The sequence below is a fragment of the Nibribacter koreensis genome (assembly GCF_039541795.1).
Classification (GTDB): domain Bacteria; phylum Bacteroidota; class Bacteroidia; order Cytophagales; family Hymenobacteraceae; genus Nibribacter; species Nibribacter koreensis.
In genome coordinates, this window is the sequence record NZ_BAABGX010000002.1 from 701,033 (window position 1) to 713,348 (window position 12,316).

At 48.5% G+C, this 12,316-nt stretch carries 15 protein-coding genes; 6 read left to right on the forward strand and 9 right to left on the reverse strand.

Annotated features, from left to right (window positions below; translation table 11 throughout):
- Positions 1–51 precede the first annotated feature (51 nt).
- On the forward strand, positions 52–759 hold the full coding sequence (gene pyrH / locus ABD880_RS10295) for a UMP kinase (RefSeq protein ID WP_345165463.1): 708 nt from the start codon (positions 52–54) through the stop codon (positions 757–759).
- A 110-nt stretch (positions 760–869) separates the two neighbouring features.
- Positions 870–1,433, forward strand: coding sequence for a ribosome recycling factor (gene frr, locus ABD880_RS10300; protein ID WP_345165465.1), 564 nt, complete (start codon positions 870–872; stop codon positions 1,431–1,433).
- A 98-nt stretch (positions 1,434–1,531) separates the two neighbouring features.
- Here frr and ABD880_RS10305 read toward each other — a convergent pair whose 3' ends face one another.
- The 5 genes from ABD880_RS10305 to ABD880_RS10325 all read right to left on the reverse strand — a co-directional run bounded on the left by ABD880_RS10305 (position 1,532) and on the right by ABD880_RS10325 (position 4,235).
- Complete coding sequence (locus ABD880_RS10305) at positions 1,532–1,948, reverse strand: hypothetical protein (RefSeq protein WP_345165466.1); 417 nt, start codon at positions 1,946–1,948, stop codon at positions 1,532–1,534.
- Between the two features lie 199 nt (positions 1,949–2,147).
- Entirely contained in the window at positions 2,148–2,726 is a 579-nt protein-coding gene (gene nadD / locus ABD880_RS10310) for a nicotinate (nicotinamide) nucleotide adenylyltransferase (RefSeq protein WP_345165468.1), read from the reverse strand.
- Positions 2,727–2,728: 2 nt separating this feature from the next.
- On the reverse strand, positions 2,729–3,313 hold the full coding sequence (gmk, locus tag ABD880_RS10315) for a guanylate kinase (RefSeq protein ID WP_345165470.1): 585 nt from the start codon (positions 3,311–3,313) through the stop codon (positions 2,729–2,731).
- Between the two features lie 24 nt (positions 3,314–3,337).
- Positions 3,338–3,628: a hypothetical protein gene (locus ABD880_RS10320; protein ID WP_345165472.1), complete on the reverse strand. Its 291-nt coding sequence runs from the start codon at positions 3,626–3,628 to the stop codon at positions 3,338–3,340.
- A 10-nt stretch (positions 3,629–3,638) separates the two neighbouring features.
- Positions 3,639–4,235, reverse strand: a complete 597-nt coding sequence (locus ABD880_RS10325; RefSeq protein WP_066508566.1) for a sigma-70 family RNA polymerase sigma factor — start codon at positions 4,233–4,235, stop codon at positions 3,639–3,641.
- Positions 4,236–4,452: 217 nt separating this feature from the next.
- On the opposite strand from ABD880_RS10325, the gene ABD880_RS10330 reads away from it, so the two are divergent.
- From ABD880_RS10330 to ABD880_RS10340, 3 genes are all read left to right on the forward strand, one after another.
- Positions 4,453–5,229: a glycosyltransferase family 2 protein gene (locus ABD880_RS10330; RefSeq protein ID WP_345165476.1), complete on the forward strand. Its 777-nt coding sequence runs from the start codon at positions 4,453–4,455 to the stop codon at positions 5,227–5,229.
- Positions 5,230–5,383: 154 nt separating this feature from the next.
- Complete coding sequence (locus ABD880_RS10335) at positions 5,384–6,172, forward strand: glycosyltransferase family 2 protein (protein ID WP_345165478.1); 789 nt, start codon at positions 5,384–5,386, stop codon at positions 6,170–6,172.
- Between the two features lie 24 nt (positions 6,173–6,196).
- Positions 6,197–6,493 (forward strand): hypothetical protein, encoded by a 297-nt coding sequence (locus ABD880_RS10340; RefSeq protein ID WP_345165481.1) that lies wholly within the window; start codon positions 6,197–6,199, stop codon positions 6,491–6,493.
- Positions 6,494–6,604: 111 nt separating this feature from the next.
- On the opposite strand, the gene ahcY is transcribed toward ABD880_RS10340, so the two are convergent.
- Positions 6,605–7,912 (reverse strand): adenosylhomocysteinase, encoded by a 1,308-nt coding sequence (gene ahcY, locus ABD880_RS10345; RefSeq protein ID WP_345165484.1) that lies wholly within the window; start codon positions 7,910–7,912, stop codon positions 6,605–6,607.
- A gap of 183 nt (positions 7,913–8,095) precedes the next feature.
- A complete protein-coding gene (locus ABD880_RS10350; RefSeq protein ID WP_345165487.1) occupies positions 8,096–8,797 on the reverse strand; it encodes a DUF4397 domain-containing protein in 702 nt (233 codons plus the stop codon).
- A gap of 157 nt (positions 8,798–8,954) precedes the next feature.
- Between ABD880_RS10350 and ABD880_RS10355 the strand changes: the two genes are divergently transcribed.
- The gene (locus ABD880_RS10355) at positions 8,955–10,139 is read left to right on the forward strand and encodes a THUMP-like domain-containing protein (protein ID WP_345165489.1); all 1,185 of its coding nucleotides are present in this window, start codon (positions 8,955–8,957) and stop codon (positions 10,137–10,139) included.
- Positions 10,140–10,833: 694 nt separating this feature from the next.
- Here the strand turns inward: ABD880_RS10355 and ABD880_RS10360 are convergent.
- The gene (locus tag ABD880_RS10360; protein ID WP_345165491.1) at positions 10,834–11,445 is read right to left on the reverse strand and encodes a DNA-3-methyladenine glycosylase; all 612 of its coding nucleotides are present in this window, start codon (positions 11,443–11,445) and stop codon (positions 10,834–10,836) included.
- Positions 11,446–11,525: 80 nt separating this feature from the next.
- Positions 11,526–12,188, reverse strand: coding sequence for a DUF4919 domain-containing protein (locus ABD880_RS10365; RefSeq protein WP_345165493.1), 663 nt, complete (start codon positions 12,186–12,188; stop codon positions 11,526–11,528).
- Between the last annotated feature and the right edge of the window lie 128 nt (positions 12,189–12,316).

Consider the following 12,316-nt stretch of genomic DNA (forward strand, 5'->3'; position numbering starts at 1 on the left):
TAGCCCAAAAACGGAATTCCCTATCCACCATACATACTATTTTAAAAGCACATGCAATACAAACGAATACTCTTGAAGTTGAGCGGTGAATCCCTAATGGGCGAACAGCAGTATGGCATTGATACCAACATGCTGGTGCAGTACGCAGAGGAGATCAAGTCTGCCGTAGACATGGGCGTGCAGGTGGCCGTTGTAATTGGTGGAGGAAACATCTTTAGAGGCGTGCAGGCAGAGTCTGTAGGCTTGGACCGCGTGCAGGGTGACTACATGGGCATGCTGGCCACCGTCATCAATAGCATGGCCTTGCAAAGCGCTCTAGAGAAGGCCGGCGTGTTCACGCGCTTGCTCTCTGGCATCAACATTCAGCAAGTATGTGAGCCGTACATACGCCGCCGCGCCATGCGCCACCTAGAGAAAGGCCGCGTGGTGATTTTTGGCGCTGGTATTGGCAGTCCGTATTTCACCACAGACTCGGCGGCCAGCTTACGTGCCATTGAGATTGAGGCAGACGTGGTCTTGAAAGGCACGCGCGTGGACGGCATCTACACCGCAGACCCAGAGAAAGACCCTACCGCCACCAAATACACAGACATCACGTTCAATGAGGTGTTTGAAAAAGGCCTGAACGTGATGGACATGACGGCGTTTACCCTTTGCAAAGAGAACAACCTGCCTATAGTAGTATTTGACATTAACCAGCGCGGCAACCTGGCCAAGCTAGTGGATGGCGATAAAATAGGCACTCTGGTTTCAATGTAAGCATCCCGGTGGCCCACGGTATATAATTAAAGAATAAATTAAGAACTTAGCGCCGCCATAGGCCCAGGCAGTGGTGGCATCCTTCGTTATCTTTCTAAATTGACAATCCAATGACCGAAGAAATTAATTTCTATTTGAGCGAAGCCGAAGAGTCAATGCAAAAGGCTTTGCAACACACCAACGTAGAACTCACCAAAATACGCGCCGGCAGAGCCAGTGCCGCCATGGTGGAAGACTTAAAGGTTGACTACTACGGCACGCCCACTGCGTTCTCACAGGTAGCCAACATTTCTGCGCCAGATTCACGCACGCTGTTGATCAGACCATGGGAGAAGAACATGATTGGCGAGATCAGCAAGGCTATCAAAGCCAGCGACCTAGGCTTGAACCCCTTGACAGAGGCAGATGCCGTGCGTTTGAACATTCCTGCCTTGACAGAAGAGCGTCGCAGAGAATTGGTGAAGCAAGCCAAGAACGAAACTGAGAGCGGCAAGATCAGAGTGCGCAACATCCGTAAGGACGTGAATGACTCTCTAAAGAAACTGCAGAAAGAAGGCACCGCTGAAGACGCCGTAAAAGACGCCGAAGGCAAAGTGCAGAAACTGACTGATTCATACATTGTAAAGATGGACGAACTGCTTTCTAAGAAAGAAGCAGAGATTATGACCATCTAAAAAATCCGTTTTTGGCCTCTTTTGGCCAAAACACGCCAAAAACGAGAAGGCCGCTCTTTCTAGAAAGAGCGGCCTTCTCGTTTTATATAACATATTTCTTAATTCACTGACTTCTCTAAGATTCCGGCTAACCACGCTTCGGCTTCACTTTTCTCATCAAAAATCCGGATGCCGTTCATGTCATTAGTAAACCTGAGTGACTTATCTGTAGACAGCCTGCTGAAGGCGCTGGGCGAATACACCCAGGCAAAGCACTTCATGCCGGCCTGCCTGATTCTTGGAAACCAGTCAACGCCCACCCACTCGGCGGCGCTGGACCAGATACCCTCCACATGGGTATTGTCATTCAGCACCTTGGTGCACCCTTTGTCCACCATCGCCTCCAGTATCCGCTCACATCCCTCCTGCACCGTCTGCAAATTCTGGAAACCAATCCAGTCTGCATAAATACAGTCAAAGGAAGTGTTATAGGAAAGCGTGATGTATGTATCTGAAAATAGGACTTGCTCACTCATTCTGTTATCTACTCTTGCACTGAAAGGATTAGCAAATTACACCTACCCACTCAAAAGCGCAAGGTTTACTTTAGATAAAATTGCATTTAACCTATATACCAATAGGTATAACTTTTATTAAACGCAGTTGAAAACAGAAGGTTACAATGAATTTTTCTGGATGCCTGTTTCTATCAATGGCACATCTAAAAGAGAGAAGCTATGAATAGAGCTTCTTAGATTTGATGTACTCCTCTACGGCCTCAGGCAACAGGTACCTGACAGACTTATTCTCTTTCAGGCACTTTCTGATGAAAGTAGCCGAGATGTCCAACAGAGGGGCTTCTACCACTTGTATGCTAGCATGCCCAGCCAATGCTTCTGGCACCGGCGCGCTGCCGGGCCTTGGGTACACCAGAATCTCGTGCTGGTCTAAAATCTGCTCGTAGTTTTTCCACTTATGGAATGTGGCCAGGTTGTCTTCACCCATAATCAGGGAAAACTGGTAGGTAGGGTATTTTTCCTTGAGCCAGGTGAGCGTGTCTATGGTGTAGCTGGGCTTGGGCATCCTGAACTCAATGTCCGTCACGCCCAGATCCGGGTTGTCGGCAATAGCCAGACGCACCATGTGCAGGCGGTCAAACTCATGCAACAAACTGTTGCTGGGCTTGAGCGGGTTCTGCGGACTTACTACCAGCCAGACCGTGTCCACGTTGGCATTGGTGGCCATGAAGTTGGCCAGAATCAAATGCCCAATATGGATGGGGTTGAATGACCCGAAGAGCAAGCCTACCCGCATGGTTACAGAATGGCGTCTTCCTGATAAATAAAGTCGCGCACCAGTTTCTCAGCTTTTTGACACGCCTCGTTCAAATGCTCATTCACAATGACGGTGTCAAACTTGTCTTCAAAGCTCATTTCAAACTTGGCCTTGAACACGCGGCTAGAAATACTGGAGGCAGAGTCTGTGTTGCGGGCAACCAGACGCTTAGAGAGTTCTTCTATGGAAGGAGGTTTTACAAAAACGGCCAAAGCCCGATCACCGTAAAAGTGTTTCACGCTTAGGCCGCCTTTGACGTCCACATCCAGGATGGCATGCTTGCCCTCTGCCCAGATGCGTTCAATTTCAGATTTTAAAGTACCGTAGAAAGCGCCTTCATAGACCTCTTCCCATTCCACAAACTCATCATTGTCAATCTTCTCTCTAAACTCTTCTGGCGTGATGAAGTAATAGTCTTTGCCATTTTCTTCACTGCGCCCGCGGCGGTCACGCGTACACGCTGAGATAGAGAAACTTAACTCCGGCAGTTGCTTTACTAAGTGATGAACAATAGTGGTTTTGCCGGCTCCGGACGGTGCCGAGAAGATGATAATTTTACCTTGCATCCTGGATGGGGAGGCTTAAAGAACTTAAGCGCTATGGTGAATTTTAGTTTTGATGGTGTCTACCAGAGAGGCGGGAGTGCCAGGTCTGCGCAGGGCGTTGTTTAGGAACTGGACAAACTGTTGTTGCTTGTCAATGCTTTCAAAACAAGGAGAGCATTCGTCGGCCTGTTCGGCCAGAAACTCTTCATCGGCTTCAGAGGCTTTGCCCTCCAGCCATTTTTCAAACACGTCTACCACCTTCTCGCAATCAGAAGAATGGTTCTCCTCAGAGGCGGAGCCGCTCATTTTTTCGTCTGTAATTGTCGTTCCCATCATGTATGCCCTGTTAGCTGTTATAACCCATCGATTTAGCGTATTTCTCTAGCTTTTCCTTCAGGAAGTGCCTTGCCCGGTGCAGTCTACTCCGCACGGTCCCAATTGGGATGTCCAAAATCTTGGCCATCTCCTCATAGGTGAATCCTTCTAAGTCACAAAGAATGATTACCGTCCTAAAGTCTACTGGCAGCGAGTTTAACGCACTTGCCACCTCATCCCCTATCAGGTCCTGCACACTTTCCATGCGCAGATCCGTGGTTCCTCCGGAGCTGTCTCCCTCGGTGTCCACGTCTTCAGAATTGTAGTAACCTTCTACCTCAGAGTAGTCTACTTTGGCAGGTTGTTTACTCTTTTTTCTGAAGTCATTAATGAATGAATTCTTTAGGATGCGAAACAGCCATGCTTTGGCATTAGTTCCGGGCTCGAAATAATCAAAGAATCGATAGGCCTTAAGATAAGTCTCCTGCACAAGGTCATTGGCATCGTCTTCGTCCAGGGTAAGACGGAAGGCGAAGTTATAGAGAGAGGAAATGACCGGCATTAACTCCGCCTCAAAGCGGGCGTCCTTTTCCTCTTTACTCATTGAATTCCCTCTCTGTTCGCTCATTTGACTTAAATTTGTACTTTTACAGCTCTGATAAAGGTACCTATACGCAAATATAGAAATTAAATATACATAGGTGCATACGAATATTAGGGCAGATGTTTACAATACGCTCTAGAAACCTCTGTTTTTCTACCAGAATACCAGCCTTTTCTTTAGCTAACTCACTGCCAGCAAAAAAGTTTACCTACCCAACCCCTTCTTGCGTTTTACAAAGTCTATGCAGAAAATAAGTGCCGTCCTGATTACCTTGAACGCAGGCGAAATTCTGAGAACCACCTTGCAGGCCCTATCTTGGTGTGACGAGTTGGTGGTGGTAGACTCTGGCAGCACAGACCAGACCCTGCAGATCTGCCAGGAGCACGGCTGCCGCGTAGAATACAGAAAGTTTACCGGCTACGGAGAACAGAAACGCTTTGCCGTGGAATTAGCTTCTCATGACTGGATATTGTCTGTAGACGCCGATGAAGTGGTCACGGATCAACTGCGCGCAGAGATACAAGCCGTCTTAAGTCAAACTGCTCCTACGCACGTGGGCTATTATGTGCGCATCCCATTGATGTTCTTAGGTGCCCGCATCAAGTCTGAGGCCTCTAAGAAGTTTCTTAGGCTGTTCAATAAGCAATTTGGCAACTATGACACCGCGGCTGTGCATGAAAAAGTGAGACTGAACGGCACCCTAGGCGACCTAAAAGGCGAGATGCTCCACTACAGCTACAAGGACATTCAGGACTACTTCAGGAAGATGAACCAGTACAGCACGGCCGCAGCAATGAGCCTGCATGAGAAAAAGAAAGAAGTACCGTTCGCGCTCATGGTCTTAAAATGCCCCATCGCGTTTTTTAAGACGTATTTAATCAAAGGCTGCATCTGGAACGGCGTACCGGGCTTTATCTACTCGTTCTTCTCTGGCTTCTACCCCATGATGAAGTACGCCAAGCTCTGGGAAGCCAACCACAACGCCAGCAACCCCAACAAGCAAAGCACTGGTTTTTAGACACTAGACGTTAGATAGTAGACGCAAGACAAAAGTCTTCAATAGTAAACTTCATCTTTCGTTTTTGACCTACTTTCCAGAAAACAAGCTAAAATCGACTCACTATCCAGGTAATCGTAAATACCTTTAAAATATATTTACCTCTCCACACGCCATGACCACCAGCCTCATCATCACTACCTACAACTGGAAAGAAGCCTTAGAGGTAGTCCTGAAAAGCGTGCTCACACAGACAGAGCTGCCCGAGGAGGTCATCATAGCTGATGACGGGTCCAGAGAAGACACAGCTGAATTAATCAAGCAGTACCAAGCCACATTTCCGGTGCCGCTCAAACACTCATGGCAAGAAGACCTAGGGTTTAGAGCCGCTGAGAGTCGCAACAGAGCCATGGCCATGGCCACGGGAGACTATCTCATCATCATTGACGGAGACATGGTCTTGCACCCTGATTTTGTCAAAGACCATAAGCGCGCCGCAGAGCCAGATACGTTCATGCACGGCAAACGCGTTCTGTTGCAACCAGAACTGACAAAACAAATCCTAAAGACCAAACAATACCACATCACGCCTTTCACCAGCGGCATCATCAATAGATTGAACACGCTGTCCATTCCATTTTTGTCTAACCTACTTTCCAAGAAACAACCCAATATCCGGTCCATACGCAGCTGTAACATGGCCTTCTGGCGGAAAGACGTACTACGCATCAATGGCTTCAACAATGACTTTGTGGGCTGGGGCCGTGAGGACAGTGAGTTTGCCGAACGCTTATTGAATGCAGGCGTAGTGAGAAAGAATCTGGTCTTAGGCGGCGTGGGTTACCATCTTTATCATGAGGAGAAGCCTAGAACCTCGCTCCCAGCAAATGACAAGATTCTGGCAGATGCCATTGCCCAGAAAGCTACTTGCTGCCAGTACGGGATTGATAAATTTTTGAGATAGTTTACTCTTTTAGAAGCGAACAATATGTTTCAAATAAACGCCCATGTGTTATCGTCCATTGATTCTAGCCAGTTTGGCAAGGCGCAAGGAGCCTATGCGGTCATCTTCCTCAACTATGCAGACATAGACGGCGCTTACGCCTTAGCTAAATTTTACATAGAAGATGATGGCTGGGTGATCGATGAAATACAGGACGAGTACCTACTGTTTACCTCTGCCGAAGATGTATCAGAGGAATACGTACCTTATTACAATGAGGCCCTTGAAACCGGATATTCCTTGTTGTTCAATTGCTATGAAAAGGATGACCTAAAGGATTAGCAAATCGATAACGAAGCATTACCTAATCAACAAAAAAAACGCCCGGCTTCTCTTAAGAAGAACCGGGCGTTTTTGGCTTAGTTTCCGGGAAATAGCCCGAAAACGGAAATATTAATAACGGTAGTATTCTGGTTTGAATGGACCTTCTACTTCAACGCCAATGTAGGCGGCTTGCTCAGTAGAAAGCTCTTCCAGTTCCACACCAATTTTAGCTAGGTGAAGACGGGCAACTTTTTCGTCCAAATGCTTAGGCAAGGTGTAAACTTTGTTCTCATAAGCATCAGCATTGGTCCACAATTCAATCTGGGCCAACGTTTGGTTAGAGAAGGAGTTTGACATCACAAAAGAAGGGTGACCAGTGGCACAACCTAAATTCACCAAACGACCTTCAGCTAGGATGATGATGTCTTTACCTTCCAAAGTATACAAGTCAACCTGTGGTTTCACGGTGTCCTTGGTATGGCCATAGTTTTCGTTCAGCCAAGCCATGTCAATCTCATTGTCAAAGTGACCAATGTTACACACAATGGCTTTGTCTTTCAGGGCCAAGAAGTGCTCAGCACGGATGATGTTGAAGTTACCAGTTGCGGTTACCACAATATCAGCCTCTTTGATGGCATTCTCCATTTTCTTAACGGCAAAACCGTCCATAGCAGCTTGCAACGCACAGATTGGGTCAATCTCAGTGACAATCACGCGGGCACCGGCACCACGCAAAGAAGCGGCAGAACCTTTTCCTACGTCACCATAACCAGCTACTACAGCTACTTTACCAGCCATCATTACGTCAGTAGCTCTTCTGATAGAGTCTACTAATGATTCTTTACAGCCGTATTTGTTGTCAAACTTAGACTTGGTTACAGAGTCGTTCACGTTGATAGCCGGCATCATTAAAGTACCGTTTTTCATACGCTCATACAGACGGTGAACACCAGTGGTAGTCTCTTCAGACAAACCTTTAATGCCGGCGGCCAATTCTGGGAACTGGTCAAACACCATGTTAGTCAAGTCACCACCATCGTCCAGGATCATGTTCAAAGGCTTGCGGTCTTCACCGAAGAACAAGGTCTGCTCAATGCACCAGTCAAATTCTTCTGCGTTCATGCCCTTCCAGGCGTATACCTGAATACCAGCGGCGGCAATAGCGGCAGCGGCGTGGTCCTGGGTAGAGAAGATGTTGCAAGAAGACCAAGTTACCTCAGCACCCAAAGCCGTCAGGGTTTCAATAAGAACCGCCGTCTGGATGGTCATGTGCAAGCAACCGGCAATACGCGCACCTGCCAAAGGCTGGCTTGGGCCGTACTCTTCTCTGATCGCCATCAAGCCTGGCATTTCTGCTTCGGCTAGTTTAATTTCTTTTCTTCCCCATTCAGCCAGGGAAATATCTTTTACTTTGTACTTCAAATACGTTTCTACCATTGTAGTTCAGGGTTTTACAGAAGAACCGCAAAGGTACGCAATAAGTTTATCATCCTCAACGGAAACGCCGGTTACACGCCTTATACCGCTTCGTTTTTAGGCTATTTTGGCCAAAACAGCCCAAAAACGAAAAGCCCGCTGATAAGGCGGGCTTTTCAAAATCAGCTATTCAATAGGGTGAGCTTAGTTGTTCACAATGACTTCGGCACCCAGGGCATTGGTGTTGCCTGCTGGCGGAACCAGGAAGCCTTTGGCGAAGATAGTGTAGATTTTACCGCCTTGTAAGGTAACATTGGCCGTTACAGCATTCACGTCTGTGCCCACGGGTTGTACCAAAAGCGTGTAAGCTCCAGCGTTGACCGGCGTGAAGGCGGTAGAACCTTTAAACGCGATGTTAGAGAACAGATTGGCATTGGTACTCTGCACGACCACGTCTACGTTAGGCGCGTCTGGCGCCAGGTGAATGAAGCGTACGTGGGCTCTTCCGGCGGCAGGCGCTGTCAGGTTATCCTCTACCACCACGGCAGTGATGTTGTTGACTGGGCCGGCGGCGAAGACAGAATAATTCATGTTTGCGGCCAAGGTAAGGTTAGCGTCAATTACGGCACTGGCCACTCCAGAGCCCGAAGGCGTCACTTTCACATTTCTGGAGCCAGGTGTTACTTGCAAATAACCGGTGTTTCTAGGATAGGCAAGCGCTGTGTTGTTGACTTTGGCACCATCTACATATAAATCAACCGTTGGGGCGTTGGGCGATGCGTGCACCACCATTACGTTGGCTTTCTGCTCTACTGTCGGCATGTCTTCGTCGTCGTCGTCGCAGGCGCTGGTGAGGACCATGGTAGGCAGCACGGCCAACAAGGTTAGTTTCATCCACTTTTTCATAGGTCTTGTCATTAAAGTTAAAAATCTGGACTTACCCTTCTATAACTACCTAGCTCAGAGTTTGTTTAATAAATCCTTACAAAACATTCAACACTTTTAACAGGCTGGTGGCTGATTCAATTCTGTATCTTTGTTTTTCTATCTCATCCGTCTTAGTATGCGCGTTTTTTCCCCTGAGGAACAGGAATTCATCCACCAGCATTGGCAACAGGACCCAGCCCAGCTCATGTTGCAGGCCAAACGGTTCCCGCATCTGCCCATGCCAGAGCTGGTGGGACAGATAAAAGCCCGCCAGAAGGCCATGCAAAAACTGCCTACCTGGGCCAACCATGCAGAAGTGCTGTTTCCGGTGATGCTTTCTTTAGAGCAGAGTTCCTCAGAACTGACGGCGGCTTATAAAAGCCAACTGGTACAGGGAGACACTTTGGCAGACGTGACCGGCGGCCTTGGCGTAGACAGCTTTTACTTTGCCAAACAGTTTGCCCATGTCACGCACGTGGAACAAACCTCGGAATTACAGGAGATTGCCCAGCACAATTTTAAATTGCTAGGCGCAACCAACATTACCAGCCTCAACACCACCACCGAAGCATATCTGCACTCCCTTGCCTCTCCCTTAGATGTTATCTACCTAGATCCCGCCCGCCGCGGACAGAGCCAGGAACGCGTGCATTTACTCCAAGACTGCGAGCCAGACATTCTAAACCTGCTACCCTTGCTTCTGCAAAAAGCCAAAAATGTTTTATTAAAAACGGCTCCCATGCTGGACATTGACCTGGCCTTGCAGGAATTGACGGGCGTACAGCACATCTGGATAGTGGCCGTGCAAAACGAGGTCAAAGAAGTCTTGTACCTCATCACTTCGGCTAAAAACGAGGAGCCTCAGCTTACAGCCGTAAATCTGAAGCCCGGCCAAGCACCTCTGGAGATTACCTTCACCAAACACCAAGAGGAACAAGCCACTGCCGTATATGCCACTAAACCCCTGCGCTATCTGTATGAGCCCAACACGGCATTACTCAAAGGCGGCGCGTTTAAATGGCTGTCCCAACAATACCACGTAGAGAAACTGCACCGCAACAGCCACCTGTACACCTCCACAGAACTGGTACCAGATTTCCCCGGAAGAGCTTTTGTAATCATAGCCCAGCCCAAAGCCAACGCCAAGGAACTCTACAAACTGCTACCTGACAAGAAAGCCAACATCACCGTCCGGAACCATCCATTGACCGTGGCCCAGCTCCGGGAGAAAATAAAACTGAAAGAAGGCGGCGACCATTACCTGTTTGCCACCACAGACATACAGAACAAGCCAATTCTCCTGCTCTGCAAAAAGGCATAGAGCATAGTCTCCGTTTTTGGCCTGTTTTCTGGAAATAGAGCCGAAAACGAAAAAAGCAACGGTTGCTTGTAAACCGCTTATAAAAAGCACCCATCGCCCAAACGATTACACCTGAGGCAAGCTTTGAGATTGCCGTCCCACGTGCCAGCAGATAAAACAGACCGTGCGCCAGCACGCATGCCTCTGTAGCGACATGGACTAATATTGCCTGCATCCAGCAAATCAACCATCAAGCCACAGCAGAATCGGAACCGAAACCAGTCCTGACTCTGAGCGCCTCTGTTGTTTCGTTGCCGAAGGCAGGGCTCTTGAGCCCAGAGTACAACAGCAGTGCGAAGGGCCAGGACGAGGCCCCGCGGCCGTGAGCGCTTAGCAGAAGAGATGCAACAAGGCTGTGAGTGCGGACTGGAAGAAAGAATTTGCGAAGTGGATAGCCAAATGCGTGCACATAGAGTAGAAAGTAGGACTGAGAAGCTAGTGGAGGTTGTTGGTGAGAACACCAACAACGGATCGGTTGAGGCGGACAGGAAAGAAGCATAACAGCCATACGTGCGGACACAAGCGGACGCTTGCGCCATGGAACCTATCTAACTGTGGAATTGGGTCACGAGAGTCTTTAGACTCTAACCACTGCATGTCACGAGTCTGAAGACTCGCGACAGAAATTTATCTTACAACAATAAGCAATTGCCAATCAATACTTAGGCTTCGCCTTACTCACCCATTTACTCCCCTTCACGCTAAACCGCCACGGCAGCAGCGCATCTGCCCCCGCGTAGGCCACTCCTACCCTTGGGCCGGCAATAATTTCCTCATCTGAAAAAGAATCGCCTCGGTCTTCTAACCAAATCTCGTTTCCAAATAAAGACACACCATTGTGCACCGTAGAAATGCCCATGGCCTGCGTGACCAATCCGGGTCCGGCGGTCAGTCTGGGTTCTATTTTGGTGAGCCCGCGGCGTAATTGCATTTCGGGTAAGCCTTCTGTTGGTTCAATGGCTCTGATGAGGACGGCGTCGGCTGTCCCTGCCGTGTTGGTGACAATATTAAACAAAGAATAAATGCCGTAGATGAGGTACACATACGAGATGCCGCCGGTCTCATACATGATCTGGGTGCGCTTGGTGCGTCTCCCCAAATGGGCGTGGCAGGCCGCATCATTCTCGCCAGAATACGCCTCCGTCTCTACAATCATCCCGCCCGTCAAAACCCCGTCAAACGAAGAATAGAAGTGCTTGCCCAGCAACTCACGGGCAATGGTCACTGAGTCTGGACGGGTGTAAAACGAGGGTGGTAGTTTGGACATGGCGGTGGGTAGAAACGTTTTCGGGCTACTTTACAGAAAGTAGCCCGAAAACGGAAATTCAAAAATATGGTTAGCGCTGATTATCTCTTGGCGGCCAGTGCCTTCTCAATATTGAAGTATACCTGTGTCAGGTTCAACTTGTTAGGCACTTTTAACTTCACCAGGTCATACTTATTGGCGACTAGCTGTGGAGCTCCATCTTGCCGAAGTTGTGCTGCTGCGTTCAAAAACATGTATTCGTCCCGGGGGGTAACCAACACCACCGCCGTTTCTGGAGAGCGCCCATTGCCGCTAGCCTTGATGGCGCCTAGCAGACCATCAAACTTGGCAAGCCATTTCTTGCTCTCGGCGGCTCTTCTGAGCTCACCGGTAGCCATGTGCATAAGGTAAATCACGCTCAGGTTAAAGGGGTCTTTCTGCAAGAGTTTGGTGCCAGTAGTTAAAATCACGGGCCAGTTCTCATACAACACTAGTTGACCCAATTCGTCCTCCTTGTCATTGATGGCCCACGGCTTGTAGCCCGGTTGCTTGGGGTAGCCATAGTACAAATGCGAGTACTCTTCAACGGTGAGTGTAGCGTCATTGGCCATGTAGCGCTTGAGCAGAGTAGGGTAGTAGAACTTAGACTTAGGCGAAGCAATGGCCGCGTTGATCTTAGTGAAATCTACCTTGGAGATGGTCTGTGCCTGAGCGGTAAAGACCAGGCACGCAGAAAGGGCAAAAAGGGTGAAAAAGCGTTTCATAAATGGGATTGAGTGGAATCTGCAGACAGAACGCAAATACAGTGCTAAAAACTAAAACAGCAGAAAAAAAGTTGCAGGTCTTAATAGGCTATAACACCGATTTTGGCTTTGTTTCTGGAAATCAGGCC

What these genes read in the sequence shown, in the direction of transcription:
- pyrH (WP_345165463.1), top strand. Translation starts at nt 52, where the DNA reads ATGCAATACAAACGAATACTCTTGAAGTTGAGCGGTGAATCCCTAATG.
- frr (WP_345165465.1), top strand. Translation starts at nt 870, where the DNA reads ATGACCGAAGAAATTAATTTCTATTTGAGCGAAGCCGAAGAGTCAATG.
- ABD880_RS10305 (WP_345165466.1), bottom strand. Translation starts at nt 1,948, where the DNA reads ATGAGTGAGCAAGTCCTATTTTCAGATACATACATCACGCTTTCCTAT.
- nadD (WP_345165468.1), bottom strand. Translation starts at nt 2,726, where the DNA reads ATGCGGGTAGGCTTGCTCTTCGGGTCATTCAACCCCATCCATATTGGG.
- gmk (WP_345165470.1), bottom strand. Translation starts at nt 3,313, where the DNA reads ATGCAAGGTAAAATTATCATCTTCTCGGCACCGTCCGGAGCCGGCAAA.
- ABD880_RS10320 (WP_345165472.1), bottom strand. Translation starts at nt 3,628, where the DNA reads ATGATGGGAACGACAATTACAGACGAAAAAATGAGCGGCTCCGCCTCT.
- ABD880_RS10325 (WP_066508566.1), bottom strand. Translation starts at nt 4,235, where the DNA reads ATGAGCGAACAGAGAGGGAATTCAATGAGTAAAGAGGAAAAGGACGCC.
- ABD880_RS10330 (WP_345165476.1), top strand. Translation starts at nt 4,453, where the DNA reads ATGCAGAAAATAAGTGCCGTCCTGATTACCTTGAACGCAGGCGAAATT.
- ABD880_RS10335 (WP_345165478.1), top strand. Translation starts at nt 5,384, where the DNA reads ATGACCACCAGCCTCATCATCACTACCTACAACTGGAAAGAAGCCTTA.
- ABD880_RS10340 (WP_345165481.1), top strand. Translation starts at nt 6,197, where the DNA reads ATGTTTCAAATAAACGCCCATGTGTTATCGTCCATTGATTCTAGCCAG.
- ahcY (WP_345165484.1), bottom strand. Translation starts at nt 7,912, where the DNA reads ATGGTAGAAACGTATTTGAAGTACAAAGTAAAAGATATTTCCCTGGCT.
- ABD880_RS10350 (WP_345165487.1), bottom strand. Translation starts at nt 8,797, where the DNA reads ATGAAAAAGTGGATGAAACTAACCTTGTTGGCCGTGCTGCCTACCATG.
- ABD880_RS10355 (WP_345165489.1), top strand. Translation starts at nt 8,955, where the DNA reads ATGCGCGTTTTTTCCCCTGAGGAACAGGAATTCATCCACCAGCATTGG.
- ABD880_RS10360 (WP_345165491.1), bottom strand. Translation starts at nt 11,445, where the DNA reads ATGTCCAAACTACCACCCTCGTTTTACACCCGTCCAGACTCAGTGACC.
- ABD880_RS10365 (WP_345165493.1), bottom strand. Translation starts at nt 12,188, where the DNA reads ATGAAACGCTTTTTCACCCTTTTTGCCCTTTCTGCGTGCCTGGTCTTT.